Below are 23476 nucleotides of genomic sequence, written 5' to 3'. Positions count from 1 at the left end.
GAATACATTCACTACTATAATCACGATAGGATCAAACTGAAACTAAAAGGGCTGAGTCCTGTGCAATACAGAAATCAGCCCTTGCATGCCTAGCCAACAAACTGTCCAACTTTCTGGGGTCAGTTCATCGTGGCGGTTTTTTTGTCTAGTTTTGTGACTCGTTAATTTTGGCTTTACTTAATTTTTCTGTCATTAGACGAGGTCGTAAATCTAAAACTCTCGCAGCCAGTTTTAATGTCCAACCCCTTTCAGTTACTATTTTCTGAGCTTCTTCATTCAACATATCGCGTAGACCACTGATATCAAGAGACGCATCAGTGTCAGGGTGATCCCAGTGTTTATCACTATTGACTGTCACTAGTAGGCATCCGGCTCGGCGATATTCTGGTGCCATGTATTTTGTGACGATCTGGTTTTTTAGTGTGTCTCGCAAATCACGGCCACTACGCCCGTCACCAAGTTTCAATTCGATAACACCTTGTAAATCGCAATTGCATAGTTGTATTCGAATGTCTGTTTCCTTCTCTTCAGCGGTTACACCTTCCTGACTCACGTGGTAATTGTTTTTTGAGATTCGAATTAATTCGTGAGAGATTGCTTGACGCATCATTTTTTCTTCAGGAATTGACCGCCATAACTCCTTTAGTGAATCATCTCGTAGTAGAGAGTCCTCTAAGTCATCTAGGTGATCTAACATCATTTTAAAGAGTTCATCTCGCGTTTTTGGAGCTACTTCGTAGCTTTTATAGAAGTCGGAGATTTCTGTTGGACTATAAATCTGATCGTCCATTTCTCTAGCTGCACTCTCTGTCGCGAGCGATAACGCTCGATCTTTAAAGTCTGTAAGTAATGGGTCATCTGCTAACTCTTGTTTTGCATTCCAGCCTTCTGATCCAGTCAAATTTAGAACTGCGGTTAACAATGCATCTCGTCCACGCTTTGCGTTGTCTCGCATATTGGGTGCATAACTGCCTTTATGTACAGGATCATCTTTGGGATTCGCATGCTTATAAGCTAAGCGTAGAAGCTTCAATAACACCTGGGGAGTGAAGTTGGTATTTGTTAGCGTAAAGAGTCTTTTATTCAATTCTTTCCCAAAAAGTTTGGCAATCCATTTCACACCAGAAGAGATTTCATTTGATTCAACCAAAATCAATTCATTCTCAAGTATGGTAGTGGCGTCAGTAGGGGAAATCGCTAACAGCGCTGAAATCCAAACAAAAGAAAAAGGTGTATTTAATCCCTTATTCAGTTTTTCCTTTGCATTACTAAGAATAAAATCAACAACTGTTTCATCACCATATTTAAGCAGCAAATTCACGACCAGATGTAGCCGTTCATTTGCCGACTTTTCATCGTCGGTTTCTTTAAGTTGAGATACAGAATTAAAATGTTGTAGCAATACTGGTATGAATAGCTTTACGAATGAAGGCGATTCTCTTTGTAGTCGCTGAAGGATCTTGAAGTAGCAAATTGATTTGGTAACTTCGTTTAGTTCCCCAGCTAATTCTAAACCTAGAATTGTTTCGACGGCTAGTGAGTGTGCGCTTGTTAAGTTTGGCAGCCATGCAGGAAATTCGTTTAAAGCTATCGCTACGAATCGTGCGGCGAGTAGAGCTTCTTCGTGGCACAAATTAGTTGCCCAATCGGGACCTTCGGATTCCGCGGAAATTGCCCAAAGTCCTAAATTCCAACTTTCGTACCATGTGTTTTTATCTTCGTCTCGGCGTTCGACTCTAAGTATCGGTTTTTCATTGCGCCAGACATTCGTCAAAACGTGTTTGAATTGATTTGTAATCTCTTCGCCAAAATATTTTTCAAAAAATAAGCGGTTCCAGGCAGCACTTTTTTGGTTATTGTCGTTCAATGCCGCATGCCATAGATTCCATGACGTATTCCACATCCGTTCATTGCTAAATACGTTATGTGGTGCATTACAAATTTCTCTGCGCAGAGCAGTCCAACTTGCCCTTTTTTTTGCATCTTGTCGTCGACTTTTCTCTTCATATTTCTTTGCTTGATTTTCACAACGAATTTGTTCTGCATATACTTTGGGAGGCTTTGAATATTCTTCGAGTTGTTTTGTCAGATTCTCACTATCCGTAACTAATGATATGAAGTTATCAAAGTATTGGGCACTGTCATGCTGTGTATCGTTATGAATATTGATCATCAATTTTAGGAGATGTGCGCGCGTATCAATGGCGAGCGATCTTAAGGCTAGGTTTTTTCTAATCCAAATATCATCTTGTTGAATATTGTATTGAATTGGGCTTTGATGGCTTAGATGATAAAACTGATAATTGCTATTTTCTGTACTGTAAAAACTTTGAATGAATGCAAGATGTACAAAATAAAATGTTTCCCTGCATTGCTCTGGAATAGAACTAAGTGCTTTTCTTAGTTCAGATATGGGTTCCTTTTGACTCGCATAGTGGTCTTCTGAAAAGTGCTGCACTACAATCGACGATTTGAATACCGCTTCATCAAAGCAATTCTTGGTTAATAATCGTAGACAAACTGCGGCCAAGGCATTCAACAAGTCGGCTCTTGGGGTTTTATCGATTAATTCAGTTCTAGTGGGTATTGCATTTTCCAGCACCAGATCATTTAGTTTTTGTCGCAACTGTTCAAGAGCGTGTTGCGTAAAATTGGATTCAGCAATGACTTTAGGCCAACGCCATTTTAGTTCGCCTATCTCATTAGATAGTTCAGAGACATGCTGCAATAGGAAACCTACTTGCTCAATCGATAGCTGAAGAGGAAAACAATCCACAATCGCAGATTTAATTAGTTGCGCAATCCATTGTTCAGGATGCCCTAACATGTTATTCAGGACGTCGATTATATGAGAGTCATTGAATTGAATTAATGCCGCAATAGATGAATGGCGCTCTTGCCATTCCGCTTTATGGTTCAATGCCACGGTTAAGGCTAAATCAGCACACTCCTTAATTTTGCCAATTTCTATAATTTCAATGATTAACTCTCGAACTTCAGGGTTTTCTATATTCAAACTCCAGATTTCAAGAATTAACGGTGCTAGTTCTTGACTTGCAATACGATGCACTTGCAAACGCGGCACGTGTAGACCTCGCCATTTCCCATCTTTGTAGCGATTAACATAGGTTTCTAGTGCTTGGCATCGTTGTGTGAAGGATAGTGATTCCGGGTCGCCAAAATTTAATAAAACCTCTGGCTCACGCTCTAGCACTTCTTTAAAAATACTGCCATCATTTGCTGCCAACCAAGCAACGATTGGTCTTAAACTTGGCTTAATGACTTTGATACCTTGCGGTGTCTCTGCAAATAAGAGTCGCTTAAGAGCTTTTACTGTCATCCCAACTTGGAGTAAATTATTGAGCTGTTTAGCCGCAAGAAATTCGATGACTGAACGGTGATGGAAACGAATCCGTCCATAATTTGCGAATCCAAACAGTGGCCGTTCGAGTAAAGTTTTTCTTTCTTTCTCATTCCAATCAATCAAAATCGTTGACGGATCTAGAGTGCCTTCAGTATTCGCTACTTGTTCTGATTCTGCGCTATGCCGTATAGTCAGTTTTTTTGAAAGTAAGCAAGCCAAAGCGAGTTTAGATGCACCGTCAAGAGCTTTTTCTGGTGACAATGGAATCAGCTCGTCACGATCAATGCGCGGTTTTAATTTGATTCGAATATTATTTTCGAGCTGTTCTTGATGAGTATGAATGCGCTTGTGTTCTCGCCAATCTATGCATAGTTCAATTAAATCCAAGGGGCGATGTGTAAAATCTTCAAGATCACGTTGATGAATTGCGTTTAGAAGTTCGGCAATGTTTTCGACTTTTTGTGCATGGGCAATTTCATGAATATGTTCTGCCGATAAAGGCATTAAGTAAACGTGTCGCCAAATGGGGGCTTCAGGTGCTTTTGTTTTCTCTTGCCCGTTAGTCGAAATCTGACCTGCTGCAATTCTGGCAAAGCTTTCTTCTAGCGATATTTCTCCTAAATTTACCTCTTCATCACTCTGTGGTACAGGTAATATCCTTTTAAATTCATTTCCATCAAAAGGAATTGGTCGTGTAGTAATGATAATGCACGTTCGATGCAAATTCTTTGAGAGTTTTCTTTCTAGTCGCGTCAGAGCGACTTTGAAATTCCCTTGAGTTAGTTGTAGCTCATCAATTGAATCTAAGAAGAAAGTAGCGATATCCGATTGAGAACTTTGCCAAGTTTCGAAGCGCTCAATTGCACTCGAGGAAAGTTGATCGTATACATCAGCTTTCGCTAACTCTGCCAATTCTAAGAAGAATGCAGGCTGACCACTGTCCCAAAGTCGCTGTTGCGTTTGCTTGCATTCGTAAGTTTTACCAGAGCCAGCTTCAGAAACAATGAGTATTCTGCGAGACTCCAATAACTTTTCCCAATTCATTTTTCCTGCCAAGCCCATCTGTTTCTGTATTTGGGCGTATTCAATATGGCTATCGATTTCCTCCGAGATATCACAGAAATTTCGTTGAATTTGTGGGAGTAATTTTTTGTCATCTCGCATGGTGAGCAATCAGAAATATTTTTGATGGAGAAGGGACTACATTTATAGAGATGCGTATGTAGAGCAATATCATATAGTTTAAACCCAGTGAATTCGATGGGTTTAAAATTTTCTTGTAGCCCAAGTGTTTTCTTAAATAGTCAAATCTAATTTCTCTGTCAGAAAACAAAAAACCGCCAATCAGGCGGTTTTTTGTCTATAGCAACTACTCAGATACTACATCATCAAATCAATATTTCTTAGTCTTACTAGGCGCCTTCACGTTCTCAAAACGGCTACCACTACCGCCACGTGCTGTCACTGGTTTCTTCGCTCGTGGTGCAGCGTCTTTTTCCGCCACACGACGATTGCCGCCGGTGATGCGTTCTTTCAGTGGCACCGGCTTTGCATTAACCAACATCGTACTGCTGCCGATTTCTTTGATGTCTAATTTTTTACCTGCGACCCACACGCCTTTTAAATGCGTGAGGATGTCCTTTGGCATGCCGACTGGTAGATCGACTGTTGAGTAATCATCGAATAAACCGATGTGGCCAATTAACTTTGCATCCAAGCCTGCTTCATTTGCAATTGCACCGACGATATTGCCCGGTGTGACGGCGTGTTGTTTGCCGACTTCGATGCGGAAGGTTTGCATAGGGATGGCGACTTTGCCTTTGCTGTCTGCGCGTTTTTTGTCGGCTTTGGCTGGGGCTTCATCGGCTGGGAATGTGGCTGCGCGTTCGACTACTTTGTCGAGTTTGCTGCGCTCTGATTTCTTTTCGAAACTATCGCTACGTTCAGCACGTGGTGTGCGTTCCGTACGTTCGTTGCGTTCCGCACGTTCACTAAACTTGCGTGGTGCTTCTTCATTGCTGCTGGCCGCTTCGCCATCGGCGCGGATGTTGAGTGCCTGACCAGCAACGCGGACGCTCTTCAAGTGCGACAACATATCTTTTGGCAAATCTTCTGGCAGATCTAATACCGTGTAGTCGTCGTAGATGTCGATGCGGCCGATATGTTTAGAATCGATATTCGCTTCATTGGCAATCGCGCCGACGATATTGCCTGGTTTAACGCCATGTTCATGACCCACTGCGATGCGGAAAGTGCGCATGCCTGGTTCGGCTGTGCGTGGGCTGTGTTCACGACGTGGGCCGCGGCTTTCGCGATCACTGCGGTCGCCAAATCGGTCACCGCGTTCACCACGAGCAGGGCGATCACCACGTTCTGTACGACTACCGCGTGAAGGAGCTTCATCGCGCCAGCTGTCATCGGTTTTGACTTCGCGTTTATTTTTGTCGAGCAGTAGTGGCTCATCGCCGCGTGCCATTTTTGCTAATGCTGCGGCGATTTCAAATGCAGGTACATTGTGTTCGCTTTCGTATTCGGCGATCACGTTGAGGAATTGTTCGAGTTCACCTTGCGCCAAAGTTTCAGTGATCTGATCTTTAAAGCGTGAGATACGCACATTGTTAACCGCCTGTATCGTTGGTAATTCCAATGGTGATACTGGTTGACGTGTCGCACGTTCGATCGCTTTTAAGAGATTTTTTTCACGCGGGGTGATGAATAAAATCGCTTCGCCACTACGGCCTGCACGACCAGTACGACCGATACGATGTGTGTAGCTTTCTGGATCATGCGGTACGTCGTAGTTAACCACGTGGCTGATACGTTCTACGTCCAGACCGCGCGCCGCCACGTCAGTCGCGACCAAGATATCGATCTTGCCGTCTTTGAGTTGCTGAATCGTGCGTTCACGTTGTTGCTGTTGAATATCGCCATTGATCGCAGCGACGGAGAAGCCACGTGCGGCTAATTTGGAAGCGAGTTCTTCGGTGCCGAGTTTGGTGCGGGCAAAAATAATCATGCCGTCAAACGTCTCTGCTTCCAGAATACGCGTCAAGGCATCGAGCTTGTGCATGCCGCTGACTAACCAGTAACGCTGACGGATATTATCGGCGGTGCCGGTTTTTGCTGCGACCGTGATTTCAGCAGGCTTGTTCAAATAAGTTTGCGCGATGCGTTTGATCACCGATGGCATAGTCGCGGAGAACAGCGCGGTTTGATGACCTTCTGGCGTCTCTTGCAAGATGCGTTCTACGTCGTCGATAAAGCCCATACGCAGCATTTCATCGGCTTCATCCAGCACCAAAGTTTTGAGTTGGGATAAATCGAGTGAGCCTTTGTCTAAATGATCAATCACGCGACCTGGCGTACCGACTACGACGTGCACACCACGGCGCAACGCAGATAATTGTGGGCCATAGCTTTGACCACCGTAAATCGGCAAGACATGAAAGCCCGGAATATAACGCGCGTATGTCTGAAATGCCTCTGCCACCTGAATCGCCAATTCACGCGTTGGTGCTAATACCAGCGCTTGCGGTGCCGTTTGACGAATATCGATCTGCGACAAAATCGGCAATGCGAACGCAGCGGTTTTACCAGTACCCGTTTGTGCCTGACCTAAGACGTCACGGCCTTCTAACAAAGTGGGGATAGTAGCAGCTTGAATCGGCGATGGCGATTCGTAGCCAACGTCGCTTAATGCGCGTTGGATGGCTTCACTCAATTGCAGGTCAGCAAAGGTGATAGACGGGGATAATTGGGCTTCAGACATGGGGCGGGCTCACTAGAGGAACATCGGGTACAAGAGGCGCGTTTTTCGCAGGATGCAAAAAAGCATAAGGCGGTAGTTTACTCTTAGATGCAGTTTCTTCCTAATGGCTTCGCTATTTTTCGCTTAAAAATCATGCAATTAGCTTGAAAACATGGGTATTTCGGTAGTAAAAAAATATCTTCTGCCAAAATAACAATACCGCGCATGGATGCTCGCGGTATTGTCGGTCATCTGTATTCAACAACGTAAAATCAATTCTGCTTACGGCAACACAATTTTCAACACCGCATCATCCGAACTCACATACATGGAATTTACGCCTAACCATGCGAAGCTAGTGATGTGGTGCAATCTAATATTTGGCAATTGTCCAAGTTGCATTCCACACTGTCCAGCCACACCAGCAATCAAGCTTTCAACACCTGAAGCACTAATTTTATACAATGCGCAAGCCTTGGAAAAATAGATATTTCCTTGGTCATCAGCGAGCATATTGCTGTTCAAATATGGACTTGTATTGTGCAATTTAGTGACTGAACCTGCGGCAGAGCGTTTGTAAATGCCAGGGTCACTGCTGGAGTCGCGGGTGAAGTATAAATTGCCCTTAGTGTCAGTGGAAAAGGCGCTTACCGATCCTATAGCCTCCATTCCGGATAACTTTGTCATGCTTCCATCGACGTGCAGTTTATGCACACCATCACCATCCGCTACGATTAAATTGTCTTTACCATCAAAAGCGATATCGCAAACTTTCCATTCACGAGCGCTAGTCGGGCAGTCTGTAATTTTTGTCGTCACTTTCGTGAGCTTGCCATCTGGGGTGATTTTCCAAATAGCATTTTCGCCAAAGGGCGTAGGTGGAACAAAAACACTCCCCACCATTAATAGTCGATTAAAAATCCAAATGTTGGACTCGTTATCGACTACTAGCTTAGCAGGAGCAGTAAAGGATTCCGCCATCTTCGTGCTATCGGCTTTGCCCCACCAGATACCTGGCGCAGACAATGTTGTGACGCTGCCGTCGACAGCAATTTTACGCAAAGTCAGCGCATATTGCGTCCACGATTGTCCGTAAGAATCTAACAGGTTCGGCGTGTCCTCAACCACATAAAGGTTGCCAGCGCGATCTTTACTCATCGCATAAGGGTGTAAAAAACGTGCGGCATCGACACGGCCATCAAGACGATTAGCTCGTGATTTTCCGTCAAGCATGCCAGCAAAGATACTCACATTTCCCTGTGCGGTAACACGCACGATGCGATCCAAAATAGGATCTGTCAAATAAATATTGCCATCCTTGTCTGCTGTTGCATCAGGCGAATCGAACGCAAGATTTTTAGCAGGAAAGAGCTTGTTATCGCTAATGGACGTGAAACTCCAATTGCCGCCCGCTTGCAATTTATGGACGCCATTACGATCCAATACTGTTGGTAGATCGCCAGAATTTGGAATGATGCGTGCAGGAGATTCGAATTTCGCTGTGCTCAAAGTCGTGACGACGCCCGCTTGGCTTATTTGGCGCAGCTGATATTTACCGCTAGCGAGTTCTTGATCCAACACATAGACCATCTTATTTGGAAAGACCACCAAATTGCTAATGGCAACAAAACTCGCATCGCTGCCGACACCATCTTTTGCTACCGTTGCAGGCGCGTTACCGGCAAGCACTTGTCGATTTTTGGTCACCGTGGCGAAACTTTTTCCATAGGCCGCCGAGCCACGATGATAAACATTGCCATCGATATCACGATAGTCAGCGATGTCTGGCAGATCGGTATAATCGACTGAGATTTTGCTTCCATCGGGAGAGATCAATTGCGCTTCTTCGGCGTCTTTGGTGTATATGAATCTGCCAGAAAAATGGCGCAGCTTCAACCATACTTTATACGAGGCTGTAGATGGTTTGATGATGGCGGCATAAGTGCTAACCGCCCCTGCTTTGCTCAAACGACGGATGCGATTGTTGCCCTCGTCCCATACATACAAATTATCCTCAGCATCTGCGACAATATCGTTGGGCTGAGCAAATCGTGCCGCATTACCTAAGGCGTCGATATAACCCCAGCCACGCACTGCGCCAGTGTAGGCATACGCACCACTGGCACTAGGACGTAACAAGAACGTGATAGATTTATTTACTGAACCTACGCTGGCAGTGATTTTGATATTGCTCACAGTTTCTACTGTGCCAAGTGGTGGCGGGATGTATTCAACCGTATTTCCTGTAGTTGCATTAAGGCGTCCAATAGTCCCTTCTAAATGCCAGTTCGCTGGACTAGTGCTCCCACGCACGTTTGCAGAAATCAATACATTTGGTGCGCCAGCCTCGATCTCTGAATTGACGGAAGTGACATTGATTTCGATTGGTGAGACGGAAGCCGACGGCGTATCGGAACCACCACCGCAAGCGCTTAACAATAAAAGTGTAGATAAACCGAATGCGCATTTCCAGCGCACAAGCGAAGTCGTCGTTTTCAACATCATAGGAATTTGTAAAATCATAAATAGGGGAATGTAGGGAATTGTCTAAAAAAGCGCCATGCTAATCTATCGCAGTAAGATAGTGTAAAAACATTTACATATCTTATCATCAAAGACTTATAAAGCGGAATGTAATCAAGTGTGGCGTTCCTCAAAATGCCTACGATCCGTAAATTACATTTTTTGTAACCCAGCATTCCTCAAATAAAAGCAAATCTCTTAAGCATCTTTATGATGTTTCAGAGATTGTAAAAGCCAATGTGGCTCAGGCAAACCCAAGCCACATTCATTCAACTAATTAAGTAATCAAACTCATGCGCTGTTGACGCATTAAAAACTCATAGGGAATTAATAAACTCAGCCAACTTCTCCTGAAACATTTGCGGCTGATCATACATAGGGAAGTGACGCGCGCCAGCAATCGGTACCATGCGTAATTTTGGTGTGCCTTTCATTAAGCTTTCGTAGTAAGCATGTTTCGCTTCTGCCGAGATATTCATCGCGACAAAGTCCGGTGCGTAGTAAGGCGAAACCAAGGCGAGGGGAACACTGATCGCTGGTAAATCTTTACGCAGATCGAGTCGGAATAAATCGGCCATGTATTCGGCAGTAGCAACCGGATCACTCTGCGCACTCAAAGCACCGATTTTGTCGGCCAATTGCAAATCAACGACGCCCATGGTGCGCATGTATTGCACTTGTTGTGCGGCATAACTCTTTTGATCCGCGCTACCCATTTGTGCCTGCAAATTACTTGCCATGGTGCTGCGTTGTTCCAGACTCATATTTTCAGAACGCGGAAATACGGGCAAGCCATCAACCCCAAACACACCACTGATTAAATTCGAATGCGTCTGTGCAAACCAGATCGATAAAGCCGACCCCATGCTATGTCCAACCAAGACAGGCTTATGGATTTTTTGGGTTTGAATTAACTCTAATAGTGAGTCTTTTGCCTTCGCTAATTTAGGACCAGCGATGGCGGGTTTGCCATTAAATCCGGCTAAGGTAATCACATACAATTCGTGATTTTTTTGCAGATGCTTCACAGTGTCATCCCATACATAGCCGCCGCTAGATAAGCCAGGGATCAAGATGACAGGTGCACCTTTGGCAGTCGCGTTGGCATATTTTTCTACATGCATGCTGCCGACTTGAAATTGTTCAGCCTTTGCGACAGCGGCATTCGTAGCAGCTGATGTGACCGGCGCTGCGAATGCCATTTGATAAGTCGTCACTGTAGCGCAGGCAAAAAAAACGATGGTGGAAAAACTCAATTGAATAACTTTAGTGAAGTTCATGATGATCTCTCTGTTTGAATGATTGTCGAATAATGAATTGGGCTTGTCGTTGGGGGGCAAAAATTAGCGTTTGATGCAATTGCGTATGAAGGAAATCGTCGCCAAACTCACTGCAAAGCAGGTGTAAATTGCCATCGCGCTCAATTGGGCAAATCCGGCACCATCGGCGTGGCTGTAAATGGCAGCAAAAGCGCTAGCGATCAAACCAGCGACCGCCATGTTTTGCGCCACTTCTGGCGCTGCGCTGCTGCCAACACGTTTTAGATGACGAAACACCGCAGAACTAAAAATCACGACTGGCAGCAAAGGAAATAAGTTGAATACATCGTGACCATTGGCAGCAATAATTTCATCGGCAAAAATCATCGTCAAAGACCAAGTGATCGCCGCCAAAATAATCGAGGCATTGAGTTCATTGCGGGATTGTGTATTGATGCTGAGCTTGTTCATGATGTTCTCCTAAAATGGTTTGGAATAAAATTTTTGCTGCTTATGTAAAGTAAAGTTGACACATGAGGCGATAAAAAAAGCAGGGAATCCTGAGATGCCTTGCTACTGCTAATGACGACAGATTTTCTAATACTCGTTGCATGTAAAGCACGCTTGACACACAAACTTAAAAAATAAGCAGCATGCGGAAATTCCGGTGTTAGCTGCTGGTTTACTTTTACTTCAGTATTGCTTGCTTCTGACATCTCGAATCACTTGCGACTCGCTTAATGTGTAAAGCATGTTTGACATAGTAAACCAAAAAAAATCTTTGTCAAGCGTCCTTTACATAATTTTTTTGAAGTTTTTTTGTTTGTGAATTAACTGCGTTTCTTCCCAACTCGGTTTAGTCTGATGTCATTGAACAGCAGCAAAATCAAGTAGCTGTCATGCGGGTTTTAAAAGAGTTGAAACAAATTGTCATTCTTTTAGTGTTCGAGTATCTTTGCATTTTGAAAATTAAATCGCTTTCAATTGCGGAGAAAGCCATGATGCCAACATTAGTAACAGTGATCGCTGCTATCTACCTTTTCGTCAGTCTTATCGTGCTGGCGCCCAAAAAGTCTGGTTACAGTCACATCAAACACACGATCAGCGAGATCGGTGAGAGTGGAGCGCACAATCAGCGCTTTGTTGCCTTCGGTCTTTTCCTGCCCATAGGCATTTCTCTCCTGATCGTTGCCTACCTTATTAACACCGCCTCGCCAGCCGCTGCAAGGCTCGCGCTCTGTATCGCAATTGGCTACATTGGCGCTGCTGTGTTCCCTTGTGACGCAGGTGCACCTTTATATGGTTCGGTCAGCCATACGCTGCATTTTTTTGCTGGTGCTGTTGAATACATTGGTGGCGCCTTCGCAATGATGACGCTGGCCGAGAGCTTGGGTGAACCTTTTGAAACTGCGGGGTACATTGTGATTGGTGTTGCTATCGCATTGTCCTTTCCACATCCTATTCGTGGCCTGATTCAGCGCATAGCAGAGCTTTGCCTATTCGGCAGCCTGGCTTTAGCAGCTTGGCAGGTCGGGGGCGCAATGTAGCTTGACGTTCGAGGATGAAGCCGTGAAGAAGTTGGGCTTCGCAAGCTCAGCACCAACCTACAAAATTCATCCAAGAATGCGAGTCGTGATTTTTTTGAAAATCACGACTCGCATTCGTTTTGTTTAGTTTTAATCACCGCAGCAAATCCTTGGGCACGTGCTCGCCGTGCCCAAGAAGCCAACTCTATTTACTCAACAACACAGGCTCACCAAATCCCAATTCCTTCATGCGTGGCAATTGGGTTTTCGCATCGCCGACGACCAACCAGATCATCTTGTTTGGATCGAGGTATTTTTGTGACAGTGCTTTGATTTGCTCTACCGTCATGGTCTTGACGATCTGTTCGCGCTCTTTCACATAGTTTGGTGTCCAACCATATTTGCTGATGTTGTCTAACAGGCCGAGCTTGGCTCCTGCTGTTTCGAATGCACGCGCGTTGCTCTTGATGAGGAAGCTCTTGGTGGTTTCTAAATCCGCATCTGAGTAGCTCACTGCGTAGTCTTGCAGGATTTGTTTGATCAATTGTGTTGATTCTAGCGTCACGTTGGTACGCACGCCGCTACTGATACTGAAATCGCCCGCGCTCTTGGTGCCGCTAAAGCCTGAGCGTATGCCGTAGGTGTAGCCTTTGCCTTCGCGCAGTTCTTGGGTGAGGCGCGATGCAAAGCCGCCGCCACCTAAGATGTAGTTCATGACATTGGCTGGGTAATAGTCTTTGTCAGTTGCCGCTAGTGCTGGATAGCCGATTTGCAAAACGGATTGTTTGGCATCTGGGATATCGACAAAGAACACTTTGCCTTGCGTTTGCTTGGCGTCTGTACCAGCGATATTCGTAGCTGGCAATTCGACTTTCTTCGCTTGCCAATTTTTTGCCAATGGCGTCAATGATTTTTCGATTGCTGCTTTGGGTAAAGCACCCACAATATGCATGCGCGTTACAGATGGCGACAAGTTCTTTTGGTAATAAGCTTTTAAATCATCAATCGTGATTGACTTGACAGTCTCTTCTGATCCCAAAATATTGCGTGATCGAATATTGTCATTGCCGTAGATAAGCTTGTTGTAATTGTTGTTAGCGATGGCATTCGGGTTGGCTTCTTGTTGGCGAATTTGGCTCAGTACAGCTTGCTTTACTAATGCAAATTCTTTTTCATCCCAACGGGGATGCAGTAAGATTTCTTCGACTAAGGCTACAGTTGCAGTGTAGTTACGCGCTAAAGTAGTAAAGCCTATGCGAATATCTTCGGTGTTTGCACCGACGCTGATGCTTGCACCAAGCTGTTTAATCGCTTCTTCCAACTCTTGTGGCGTTTTTTTTGCAGTACCTTGCGTCATCATGCGTGCCATCAGATTAGCAACGCCAACTTTGTTGATGTCTTCTAATTGCAAACCACCATCCATGACGATTTCAAATTGCACTAGCGGTACTTCATCGTTTTGTATGCCATATACGCGCAGACCATTATTCAGTTTGCCTTCCCACACTTTAGGTGTTTTCACCTCGGCAGCTGCACCGTAGGCTGGTTCTTGATCGCGTTTGATTTTGGATGGAGTCTTGGTGTAAGTCGCGTTGATGTTGGGATCAACAGCTGCTTCTGCACCTTGCACAATTTTTTCTTCAGCGACTTCGGCTTTGCCCGATCCACTCAAAGCTAGATTGACTTTGCCTTTTGGTACAAAGCTAGTGGCAACATAGTTTTTACCCTTGATGTATTTGTCATACACACGCATGACATCGGCTGGTGTGACTGCCAAAATGTTTTTGATGTCTTGTTCAACGAAACCTGGATTACCGGTCAAATAATTGTATTCAGCCAATTGCGCGGATTTGCCGAGTACGCTGGAAAGCGAATTATAGAACTGCGTTTCTTGTCCGGCTTTGATGCGGTTTAAATCTTTCTCTGAGATACCTTCTTTTTCGAATTTAGCGAAAGCTTGATTGGCCGCACTGGCAACTTCATCCAAGGATTTGCCATCAAACGCACGCACGCTGAGCATAAATTGCCCAGCTAATTCGGAAGTGCGATTGGCTATGCTGACGTTGGCAGTAAGCTTTTTATCTTCAACTAGAACTTGATAAAACGGTGCTTTTTTACCGCGTGACAGATATTCGCTGAGCACATCTAATGCATAGGAATCTGCATGCAATTGTTCTACCGCTGGCCATACCATGGTTAAGGCGGGGACACGTGCGAAATTATCTTCGTGATAGAGCTTGACGGTTTCTTTCACGACGCCCGCACGTTTAGGCAGTGCTTTGACTTCTTCGCCAACTTGGATTTCAGCAAAATATTTCTCTACCCATTTCTTTGCTTGTGCCGGATCAAAATCACCGGCGATCACTAGGGTCACATTGTTTGGCACATACCAGCGACGGAAGAATTCTTTCACATCATCAACTGTCGCATTTTGTAAATCTTCGAGTGAACCGATGACTTGCCAGTTGTACGGATGATCGGCAGGGTAGAGCGCTTTATCGATCACGTAGGAAGTGTGGCCATACGGGTTGTTATCAACGCTTTGGCGTTTCTCATTTTTAACGACTTGCTTTTCTTTCGCTAGCACTTGATCAGTCACGGTATTGATAAACCAGCCTAACTTATCGGCTTCTGCCCAGATCATTTTTTCTAAAGCGTCTTTTGGTACGGTTTGCAAATAATTAGTGCGGTCGCGTGAGGTTGAGCCATTAGCGCCTGAGCCACCGATGCGCGCGGACATTTTATCCAAGCCGCCTTTACCCAGATTTTCTGATTCTAAAAACAGTAAGTGTTCAAACAAATGAGCAAAGCCAGTACGCCCGGCTTTTTCGCGTGCCGAACCAACATGGGCGGTAAGGTTAACCGCTACTACCGGATCAGAACGATCCACATGCAAGATCACGTCCAAACCATTGGCTAAAGTGAATTTCTGATAATCCACTTTCAAGCTGGCTTTTGTCTTCTTGCTGGTATTTTTTGTGGCGGATTTTTGTGCTGCGCTTTCTGTTGAATTTTGCGCCAATGTTGGTAGCGTGATCGTCGTGCCTAAACTTGCTGCGATCAGTAATGAGAGGCTTAAAGGTTTCATTCATCTATCCTTAAAAAAAGGGGGAGTAACTTGTATAGGGTTGCATCAATTGCGCCGTTTTATCTTTTGTCATGGCAGATTGATGATGTTGCGATTGAACCGCCTGAGCGTTTGATACTTGGCAATGTGCTCTTTGCTGATCACCAGCTTATTTCTAATGCAAACAAATTTAATTCATCGTCGTGTCCGCGTTGTGTTCGTGAATTTTAATATTGGCAACAGGCGAAAGTATTCCCTACACCGATGTTTATCGCAAGCGAACATTGTGCGTATTGAATAAATCCGCGCTTCCCTATGGAGCATTTGCCGACCAGTAGCTTAGGCTATCAGACACCAGCTTAGTTCCATGACAAGCATCTGGCACAACTTATGCATCTGTCGTTTGCGAACATCAAAAAGTGCGCGGGCTAAGAAAAAAACACTTATTGATTAAATTGACACTCGTTTTTATCAAGGTTTGTTGTTATTGTTGTTTTCTTTATGTGCAATCGGTATATGTAGCCAACTTAGGCAGTCAGCTTAGGTGATCGACTTAGGTGGTCAGCATCTGTGGCCAAAATCTAGGCGAGAGCTATTTCTTTTTATGAAGGGAATCCATTATGTTTAATCAAGAAGTCCACGCCGATCTTGAAGGCGCCCTGTCTCGAACAAGCTCTGCCGTGGTCAGATGGGGAATGCTAGCGATCTTATCTTTGACGCTCAGTGCCTGTAGCACCATGCAAAATGGTGGCGCGCCAGCGCCATCGTTTAGTTACGAAGACGATCTCAAAGCTTTAGAAGATATGTATCAAACGGCAGCCAAGTTATCGACTTATGGCACGAATCCCACTGCCAATCAGCGCAATGATTTCATCAACGGCCGATTGGCTTTGTACAATATTCGCTACCAACGCTTTGTCCGTGATTTGGGCGTCGATAAGCAGCATTTAGATGCTGGCACCGATGGCTTGTTAATTGGTTTGAATTTAGCGAGCGCGGCAACCGGTGCTATGCGGGCGAAAACAAATATCGCCTTGGCTGCTGCAGGTATCACCGGTGGTAAAGCCACGATCGATAAGTATTTTTATTTCGATAAAACGATTCCTGCCTTGGTTGCAACGATGAATGCGCAGAGAAAGCAAGTCTTGATTGAAATCTTAAAAGGATCATCAAAAACCATCGAAGATTATCCACTGACCAGGGCGTTGGATGATTTAAACGCCTATGAAATGGCAGGCACCTTGATCGGTGCAATTGATGCGATCCATGTGGATTCTTCCAACAAAGATAAACAAGCAGCACAAGACATTCGTGAACTGACGGTACCAACGGAAGCAGAATTAGCCGAAACAAAAAATCTCGCTGATGCCTTAAAAACGCTAGCGCTTGATACACCAGAAAACCTGCAAAAGATCAATGCGGTGTTGAGCAAAGTCACAGGAACACCCGCAAGTTATACCGATTTTGCGAAAGCAAAAACAGCAATATCTACCGAGTTCCGTAAGTCTGGCGCGAGCAAAGATAGTGTGTGGCGTGCAGCGCTGAGTAGCGCAGGTGTGACGGTTGCGAGCACAAACGACAGCACGAAATAATTCAATCGATAGCGATGAAAGGAATCGAAATGCCTACGACACAAGCCCAAAGTGACGGCAATTTATCTTTGCAAAAAACCGAATTAGCGATCACGAATTTTGAATTGCGCTTTGCCGAATTTCTCAATGCAGAGATGGTCACTACGCCTACAAAGAATGTGAATCGTATGAACTTTGAAGAACTCGATTTAGCCCAACCCAACGCGCTCAAGCTCAGTCTGAGTACCGACCAAGCTCCTGCTGGTTTTAGCAAGATCTGGTCAGGGATGATGTTTATCGAAGGTGTGCCAGCGAATGTGACGGCTTGGCGTAAGAACTAGTGCCAAATGAGTGAGATTTGCTTGGCATACACTACATTAGAACGAGCGCATCGCCGCAGCTAATGTGGCACGCGCTCGCTGATAATTACCCATGCGAGCGATCTGCTCATCGTTCACAGGCATTTTGCTGACTACCGACGCGTGTTCCGCCACATCCGCTTGTTTGACGCGCGTCGCCAAGGGGTGCTGAATTACGCGCTGGATATACGCGTCATAAGTTTCGCCAGTACGTCCGGTTAGGGTCTCGATGGCTAGAACAACTTCTTCCGCAAATCCAGCAGCGCGTAACTCATCCGATGTTTTACCGGCATCTTCGATGATCGCGGTTTGGCGTTCTAACTCATCTTGCAAACGCAACATCACTCGCATAGAGTGGAAAATCTCGGGATCACCATCTTCACCAACACGCCCAGCGTGGGCGCGGGTGGCAAATTCAATCGCAGTGGCAAGTGTTGACATGGAAAATGATTGAATACATGTTAAAGATTAACGGTAGAAAGGCTCGACGACGCCTTTTACCTTGATCATCATCGGCATTCCTTTGCGATCCAAGGTCTTGCCAGCAGGTACCGTGATCCAGCCTTCGCTGATGCAGTATTCTTCAACACCGAGACGTTCTTTGCCATTCAATAGAATGCCGACTTCGTGATCAAAAATTTCAGCGACATAAAATTTGCTGCGCGGGTCAACAGAAAGGCGATCAGGAAATGCTGGTTTAGTGGAATCGGTCATAAGTTGCTGTCTTTAAAAAAAAGGAATAACAAAGTATCTGGCGCTAGTGCTGATACCAATGCAGATACGGAAGGCGCTAGTTTATCTGTTTTTGGGCTGAATTTGGGCGTATTTCAGCGGCAGTCATCACACTGGATCTGGCTTGAAACTCGGATTATCTGACTTGATCTGCGCGCGCAGGCTTTGTAAATGTTGATGAATTTCATCTTCATGATCGATATGCCGTTGCTGTTTTGCACTTAAATAGTGTTCGGTAAATACGTCCAAATAAGCCGCCAAAGTTTGTGCTGCTAAGTGCTCACCCGCTAGTTCCAGACACAATGCAGCGACTTCAGAAGTGCATAAATGATTGTCACGACGTGAACGACGTAGCCGATAGCGCGACAACTGATCTGGTGCCAAACTCAAAACAGGCAGGGCATTCAGATACGGACTTTTCTTAAAAATCTTACGCGCTTCGGGCCAAGTCGCATCGAGCAAAATGAATAGCGGACGTTTGCCTGCATTCGCTTCCGGCATGCTTTCTTCATTGCTCAGCAGTTGCGAAACCACCCGTTCGGGTTCGACAAATTCACCAGGGAAAACCACATAAGCTTGCCATTGTGGATCTGCCAACAAAGCGAGCAAGTCGGGGTTGACGGTGGTGCGCGCCCAGCCAAATGCGGTGGTATCCGGGATTACATCCGCTATTAACCAACCCGTATTACTCGGTTTGAGCGTTTCATGTTCTGCCATCAATAAGCACACGCCAGCACGCGTCGGTACGATGGTTCTTAGCGCACAAATACAGTGACTGAGGATTAAACGACACCCAGCACAGCGCTCACCACTTGGGCCGCCACGTGCAAGAAAAGGCCGAGTGCTACGTTCCAAGCGACAGGCGCGCAGGCGGGAAACGGCGTGGGGAGTAGGTAGTTGGGTCATGTCAGCTTAATCGCATGTAGGCGCAAATAGCAATGAATAGTATGGAATCGCAGTGAATCACTTTACGGTAGCTGCGCTATACACATCAATGCTAATGAAGAAAAGTTCAGCATTTTAGACCAATAGTGGCAAGCACTATATCGTCGTTTCATTCAAGGCCAAATGAATTCTGATTCATCGTGCATTTTTACTATGTTGTCTATATCAACCACTATCGCTATTTTTTGAATTGAATAAGTGGATTCAATGGAAAAAATAGCTAATTCAATACATATCTGGTTTACTATCTATTCGTACTTTTGGAGACCTAAGTGCTTAAAAAAACGAGAGCGTCACTGCGATGGCGTCTGGCGTTGATTATCTTTTTATGTCTACTGATACCTGGTAGCGCGATAGTTGGCCTCGCCTATATTGCTGTACACAATTTGACTAGTCGTCATGCCATTGAGGTGGTAGGTACGTCTGCACAAAATCGCTATGAGCATTTGAGCGGTCTGTTAGAGCAAAATCAGAACCGTATCAATATCGCGCTATCGGAGTTAGACCAACGTTGTTCTTCACTCACAAAAAAACGCCTATGTCTGGAAGCTGGGTTGATGAGTTTAATTCATCGCGAACATGTGGAAGCAGCTTTACTTTTTACCCCAGATCTTCCAGCAGTACAAGTTGGTGAGCTACGTTCTAGTGGTCATGCAGATATCCAATTTTCCGCCGACCAGTTAGCCTATTTTCTTCCTCGTGAACCTGGACGAATTCCCAGTTTTTTGATGAAGGCAGTCGCGCCAAATAGTCAAATGAAGTTACTGGTCAGTTATTCATCCAGCACTTTGCAGTTTATTTTTGTAAAACCAAAAGAGTTGGGCATTTCTGGTGAAACGTTTCTAGCCGATGCCAAAGGTTTTTTTATTACCAGCGCACGCTATCAATCTTTGCAAGGGCATGGTGTTGAGCCTATATCAACCAATCCAATGCGACGTTGTTTATCGGAAGATAGTGGCGAATCGCTTGATCTTGATTACCGCGATGTTCCTATCATTCACGGCTTTCGATATGTTAAAGAAATCGGTGGTGGCTGCATTATGGCGCACGTTGATCAGACGGAAGCCTTTTTGCCAGCGCAAGCATTGAGTGGAATTGCTTTCTTGATGTTGATTTTATTAAGCGCATTAGGGGCGATTTTTGCTGTTGCCTTATCGAATAAAATCGCGAAGCCCATTGAAAACATTACCCGCAATATCGCCAACTTCAATCTCGATTCTGACAATATGCATCAAGTAATGCCGATGGCAGATCCTACCTATCGCGAGATCGAACAATTGGCAGAAACCTTTGATGAGATGGCGAGCAAATTGGGCAGCGCTGTGCGTGATAAAGATGCCTTGCTCAATGCCTTAAATTTGCACGCCATCGTTTCTGTATCGGATAAGGACGGCAATATCTTGGATGTGAATGAAGCATTTTGTAAGCGAAGTGGTTATTCGCGCAGCGAATTGCTAGGCAAAAATCATCGAATAGTCAGCTCCAGTACCCAAGACCGCGAATTTTGGGCTGAAATGTGGCGCACCATATCCAGCGGAAAACCTTGGCGTGGCGAGTTATGTAATCGCGCGAAAGACGGAACGATTTATTGGGTTGATACCTTCATCGCGCCATTCACCAATGATAAAGGCGACATTGAAAAATATATTTCTATTCGCGTTGATATCACTGTCAGTAAAAATAATGCTCTGGCGATGCAAGCCTCTAACAAAATCACCAGCGTTGCACTCGAAGAAATGCGAATTGCTGAAGAGCGCCTAGCATTTGCTTTTGACGGTAGTGGAGATGGCGTGTGGGATTGGGATCTGCAAACCAATAAAGTCCTGATGTCGAAACGTTGGAAATCGATGTTGGGATATGAAGAACATGAGATTGGTACTGAACTAACTGAATGGTCAAGCCGCGTGCATCCAGAAGATATGCCACGCGTAATGTTAGATGTGCAAGCGAATATTGATGGAAAAACCGAATCGTTTTTTAATGAACACAGAATTCGCTGCAAAGATGGCAGTTACTTGTGGATATTGGATCGCGGCAAAGTGGTGACGCGCGATGCGGATGGTAATGCGCTGCGCATGATCGGCACGCATACCGATATCTCGCAACATAAAGAGCTGGAGAGAATCAAGGCCGAATTGATTTCCACCGTCAGTCATGAGCTGCGTACGCCGGTAACATCGATACGCGGAGCATTGGGTTTGTTGGAAGCTGGCGTGCTAGGCGAGTTACCAGTTAAGGCGATGGACTTCGTCAAAGTTGCACATCGTAATAGCCAACGCCTGTTGAACTTAGTGAATGACATTCTCGATATGGATAAGTTATTGTCTGGGAAAATGACTTTGCATCTCGATACCATTGATCTTAATGCGCTAATTCAAGATGCGATTTCCGTGAATGCACCATATGCGACAAATTACAAAGTGCAATATCAATACACATCTAGTGATGATTTACCGCAAATCCTTGGCGACTATCAACGATTAATGCAAGTAATGGCGAATTTAATGTCGAATGCCGCGAAATTTTCTGTGCCAGAAAAATCAGTCGATATTCGCGTTCAGCAAGTGGAAAAGATGATGCGGATTGAGGTGCAGGATTATGGTTGTGGCATGCCTAGTGCGTTTCAAGCACGTGTTTTTGAGGCATTCTCGCAAGCTGACAGCGCTAGCACCAGAAAGCAGGGCGGCACTGGATTGGGCTTAAATATCACAAAAAAAATTGTCGAGGCGATGGGCGGAGAGATTGGTTTCTCATCCGTGGTCGACGTAGGGAGCCAATTTTGGTTCACTATTCCTATCGTTGATAATCATCGTGACGATTCGTAAATTAAAATCGCCAGAGGCTAATGCGTATTGCATCGACCTCTGGCTGATGTGAGACTACTTAGCAAATTTAGCGTAGTAAGCGATGACCGCAGGATGTTCTGCGATACGTTTTGCATGCGCGTTGAGTGCTGGCGCAACTTGTTCGACCAAATCCGTTGGTACGTGATCCAGACGGCCAGAGTTCAATGTACGAACATCGATAAATACTTTCAAATCAGCGACTGTTAAACGATTGTCGGCGAAATAGTTGCCACCATTCGCGAGTAATTTCTTTTCTAACCAAGCCAGATACACAGGCATAGAACCATTTACCAGAGCCAGACGCGCGGCTTTTTGTTCTTCGCCTGTCATACGATAAGTTGGCCCCATTTTGACGCCAGCCTCTTCCACTACGTACATCACCTCATCGCACAATAAAGCCTGATATGCGTCATTCGGATATAGACCAGCGAGTTTGCCAGCATAACGCAACATAGAATCGCATTGCGTAATCTGTACACCATCAACTTCTAAGGTAGGCACCTGACCAAACGGAGTTGCCTGACGTACGGTAGCAAATTCTGGATAGGCAAATCGATGATCTTCAAAATCGATACCACCAATCGCCAATGCCAGACGAACTGGCTCAGCACGACCACCGTGCATATCGAAATAAGTAATTTTAAGTTTTGGCATCGTAGTTTCCTGAAATAAGTGGGATGAAAGGAAATAAGCACAGCAAATTTGCTTATTCAAAAAGCGAAAAAGATCATATCACGCATCACTTTTCTTTTCACAAGGCCGCCTGTTTTCGACTGAAGACGAAAAAATGCCGCATGCAAACAGCCACGCGGCATGGAGTAACTGAAGAGTGTTCTTTCAGTGGATCACCACGTCGTTTTACTGAACCATGTACTGTTCACTTCCGATAATACCGAGCGATTTCACACCACGACTTTGCGCCGATGCCAATACTGCCGCCACATTTTTGTAGGCGACCAAGCGATGTGCAAGTAATTGCACTTCGGGTTGTTTGGTCATTTCGGCTAAAGACGCAAAGCGTGTATCTAACTGTGATTTATTCAGCACTTCGCCATTCCAACTCAACGTACCATCAAAATCCACATTGACCCGCACCACATCAGGTTTGGGGCAATTGCCAGTACAGCCACTGGGCATACTCAAATTGACTGCGTTTTGCGATAGGGGCAAGGTCGTGATGAACATAATAATCAAGACCAGCATGACATCAATCATAGGTGTCATATTCATTTCTGGTAACGGTACCGATTTTTCAAGATCGGATTGATTTGCGGAAGATTTTTTATTGTGTTCCATGACTATACCCTTTCGACTGTTTTATTCAGAAATCAGGAAAAGTACAAATACCAATGGATACAGCGATCGCGTTTAAGTTATCGGTGAATCATGATTGAAGCCCGGAGAGCAATTGTAGAAAATGCAGAAAACGCAGAAAACGTAAACAGAACAACAAGGAGCGCACGAAAAATGAAAGCAAGCTCCTTACTAACAATATGGACGATGCGTCTGCAAAATTCAAGGACGAATTTTGCTTTC

16 protein-coding genes are annotated in these 23476 nt (G+C 45.0%); 5 read left to right on the top strand and 11 right to left on the bottom strand.

Translation table 11 applies throughout. The features are described from left to right. On the top strand, positions 1-93 hold a 93-nt coding region (locus H8K33_RS12340; protein WP_186890449.1), incomplete at its 5' end, for an IS3 family transposase. A 52-nt stretch (positions 94-145) separates the two neighbouring features. On the opposite strand, the gene H8K33_RS12335 is transcribed toward H8K33_RS12340, so the two are convergent. From H8K33_RS12335 to H8K33_RS12315, 5 genes are all read right to left on the bottom strand, one after another. Further along, a complete protein-coding gene (locus H8K33_RS12335; RefSeq protein WP_186891331.1) occupies positions 146-4528 on the bottom strand; it encodes an NACHT domain-containing protein in 4383 nt (1460 codons plus the stop codon). A gap of 229 nt (positions 4529-4757) precedes the next feature. Beyond that, the gene (locus H8K33_RS12330) at positions 4758-7133 is read right to left on the bottom strand and encodes a DEAD/DEAH box helicase (protein WP_186891330.1); all 2376 of its coding nucleotides are present in this window, start codon (positions 7131-7133) and stop codon (positions 4758-4760) included. 261 nt (positions 7134-7394) lie between these two features. Next, complete coding sequence (locus tag H8K33_RS12325) at positions 7395-9617, bottom strand: NHL repeat-containing protein (RefSeq protein WP_222613397.1); 2223 nt, start codon at positions 9615-9617, stop codon at positions 7395-7397. 335 nt (positions 9618-9952) lie between these two features. After that, on the bottom strand, positions 9953-10915 hold the full coding sequence (locus tag H8K33_RS12320) for an alpha/beta fold hydrolase (RefSeq protein WP_186891328.1): 963 nt from the start codon (positions 10913-10915) through the stop codon (positions 9953-9955). Positions 10916-10978: 63 nt separating this feature from the next. Further along, positions 10979-11365, bottom strand: coding sequence for a hypothetical protein (locus H8K33_RS12315; RefSeq protein ID WP_186891327.1), 387 nt, complete (start codon positions 11363-11365; stop codon positions 10979-10981). A 428-nt stretch (positions 11366-11793) separates the two neighbouring features. On the opposite strand from H8K33_RS12315, the gene H8K33_RS12310 reads away from it, so the two are divergent. Continuing rightward, on the top strand, positions 11794-12441 hold the full coding sequence (locus H8K33_RS12310) for a DUF998 domain-containing protein (protein WP_186891326.1): 648 nt from the start codon (positions 11794-11796) through the stop codon (positions 12439-12441). 184 nt (positions 12442-12625) lie between these two features. On the opposite strand, the gene H8K33_RS12305 is transcribed toward H8K33_RS12310, so the two are convergent. Beyond that, on the bottom strand, positions 12626-15508 hold the full coding sequence (locus tag H8K33_RS12305) for a M16 family metallopeptidase (protein ID WP_186891325.1): 2883 nt from the start codon (positions 15506-15508) through the stop codon (positions 12626-12628). A gap of 599 nt (positions 15509-16107) precedes the next feature. On the opposite strand from H8K33_RS12305, the gene H8K33_RS12300 reads away from it, so the two are divergent. Together H8K33_RS12300 and H8K33_RS12295 are read left to right on the top strand one after the other, a co-directional pair. Then, positions 16108-17079, top strand: a complete 972-nt coding sequence (locus H8K33_RS12300) for a hypothetical protein (RefSeq protein WP_186891324.1) — start codon at positions 16108-16110, stop codon at positions 17077-17079. A 29-nt stretch (positions 17080-17108) separates the two neighbouring features. Continuing rightward, positions 17109-17399, top strand: coding sequence for a hypothetical protein (locus H8K33_RS12295; RefSeq protein ID WP_186891323.1), 291 nt, complete (start codon positions 17109-17111; stop codon positions 17397-17399). 36 nt (positions 17400-17435) lie between these two features. On the opposite strand, the gene H8K33_RS12290 is transcribed toward H8K33_RS12295, so the two are convergent. The 3 genes from H8K33_RS12290 to H8K33_RS12280 form a co-directional block, all read right to left on the bottom strand. Further along, positions 17436-17858 (bottom strand): GTP pyrophosphokinase, encoded by a 423-nt coding sequence (locus tag H8K33_RS12290; protein WP_186891322.1) that lies wholly within the window; start codon positions 17856-17858, stop codon positions 17436-17438. Positions 17859-17885: 27 nt separating this feature from the next. Further along, the gene (locus tag H8K33_RS12285; RefSeq protein WP_186891321.1) at positions 17886-18131 is read right to left on the bottom strand and encodes a DUF3297 family protein; all 246 of its coding nucleotides are present in this window, start codon (positions 18129-18131) and stop codon (positions 17886-17888) included. Positions 18132-18257: 126 nt separating this feature from the next. Beyond that, the gene (locus H8K33_RS12280; protein WP_186891320.1) at positions 18258-19055 is read right to left on the bottom strand and encodes a tRNA-uridine aminocarboxypropyltransferase; all 798 of its coding nucleotides are present in this window, start codon (positions 19053-19055) and stop codon (positions 18258-18260) included. A gap of 311 nt (positions 19056-19366) precedes the next feature. Here H8K33_RS12280 and H8K33_RS20185 point away from each other — a divergent pair, with 311 nt between their 5' ends. After that, a complete protein-coding gene (locus H8K33_RS20185; protein WP_186891319.1) occupies positions 19367-21919 on the top strand; it encodes a PAS domain-containing protein in 2553 nt (850 codons plus the stop codon). 54 nt (positions 21920-21973) lie between these two features. On the opposite strand, the gene H8K33_RS12270 is transcribed toward H8K33_RS20185, so the two are convergent. Together H8K33_RS12270 and H8K33_RS12265 are read right to left on the bottom strand one after the other, a co-directional pair. After that, positions 21974-22594: a glutathione S-transferase gene (locus H8K33_RS12270; RefSeq protein WP_186891318.1), complete on the bottom strand. Its 621-nt coding sequence runs from the start codon at positions 22592-22594 to the stop codon at positions 21974-21976. A gap of 204 nt (positions 22595-22798) precedes the next feature. Further along, positions 22799-23236 carry an ExbD/TolR family protein gene (locus H8K33_RS12265; protein WP_186891317.1) on the bottom strand — a complete coding sequence of 146 codons (438 nt, stop codon included), beginning with the start codon at positions 23234-23236 and terminating at the stop codon, positions 22799-22801. Positions 23237-23476: the final 240 nt, after the last annotated feature.

This window comes from Affinundibacterium amnicola, from assembly GCF_014284275.1.
Lineage (GTDB): Bacteria > Pseudomonadota > Gammaproteobacteria > Burkholderiales > Burkholderiaceae_D > Undibacterium > Undibacterium amnicola.
The sequence above is the reverse complement of the archived record's forward strand: the minus strand, read 5'-3'. Positions and strand labels throughout refer to the sequence as shown.

Bases quoted from the DNA above. Each gene is read 5' to 3' on its own strand.
- H8K33_RS12335 (WP_186891331.1), bottom strand. From the start codon at position 4,528: ATGCGAGATGACAAAAAATTACTCCCACAAATTCAACGAAATTTCTGT.
- H8K33_RS12330 (WP_186891330.1), bottom strand. From the start codon at position 7,133: ATGTCTGAAGCCCAATTATCCCCGTCTATCACCTTTGCTGACCTGCAA.
- H8K33_RS12325 (WP_222613397.1), bottom strand. From the start codon at position 9,617: ATGATGTTGAAAACGACGACTTCGCTTGTGCGCTGGAAATGCGCATTC.
- H8K33_RS12320 (WP_186891328.1), bottom strand. From the start codon at position 10,915: ATGAACTTCACTAAAGTTATTCAATTGAGTTTTTCCACCATCGTTTTT.
- H8K33_RS12315 (WP_186891327.1), bottom strand. From the start codon at position 11,365: ATGAACAAGCTCAGCATCAATACACAATCCCGCAATGAACTCAATGCC.
- H8K33_RS12310 (WP_186891326.1), top strand. From the start codon at position 11,794: ATGCGGGTTTTAAAAGAGTTGAAACAAATTGTCATTCTTTTAGTGTTC.
- H8K33_RS12305 (WP_186891325.1), bottom strand. From the start codon at position 15,508: ATGAAACCTTTAAGCCTCTCATTACTGATCGCAGCAAGTTTAGGCACG.
- H8K33_RS12300 (WP_186891324.1), top strand. From the start codon at position 16,108: ATGTTTAATCAAGAAGTCCACGCCGATCTTGAAGGCGCCCTGTCTCGA.
- H8K33_RS12295 (WP_186891323.1), top strand. From the start codon at position 17,109: ATGCCTACGACACAAGCCCAAAGTGACGGCAATTTATCTTTGCAAAAA.
- H8K33_RS12290 (WP_186891322.1), bottom strand. From the start codon at position 17,858: ATGTCAACACTTGCCACTGCGATTGAATTTGCCACCCGCGCCCACGCT.
- H8K33_RS12285 (WP_186891321.1), bottom strand. From the start codon at position 18,131: ATGACCGATTCCACTAAACCAGCATTTCCTGATCGCCTTTCTGTTGAC.
- H8K33_RS12280 (WP_186891320.1), bottom strand. From the start codon at position 19,055: ATGACCCAACTACCTACTCCCCACGCCGTTTCCCGCCTGCGCGCCTGT.
- H8K33_RS12270 (WP_186891318.1), bottom strand. From the start codon at position 22,594: ATGCCAAAACTTAAAATTACTTATTTCGATATGCACGGTGGTCGTGCT.
- H8K33_RS12265 (WP_186891317.1), bottom strand. From the start codon at position 23,236: ATGGAACACAATAAAAAATCTTCCGCAAATCAATCCGATCTTGAAAAA.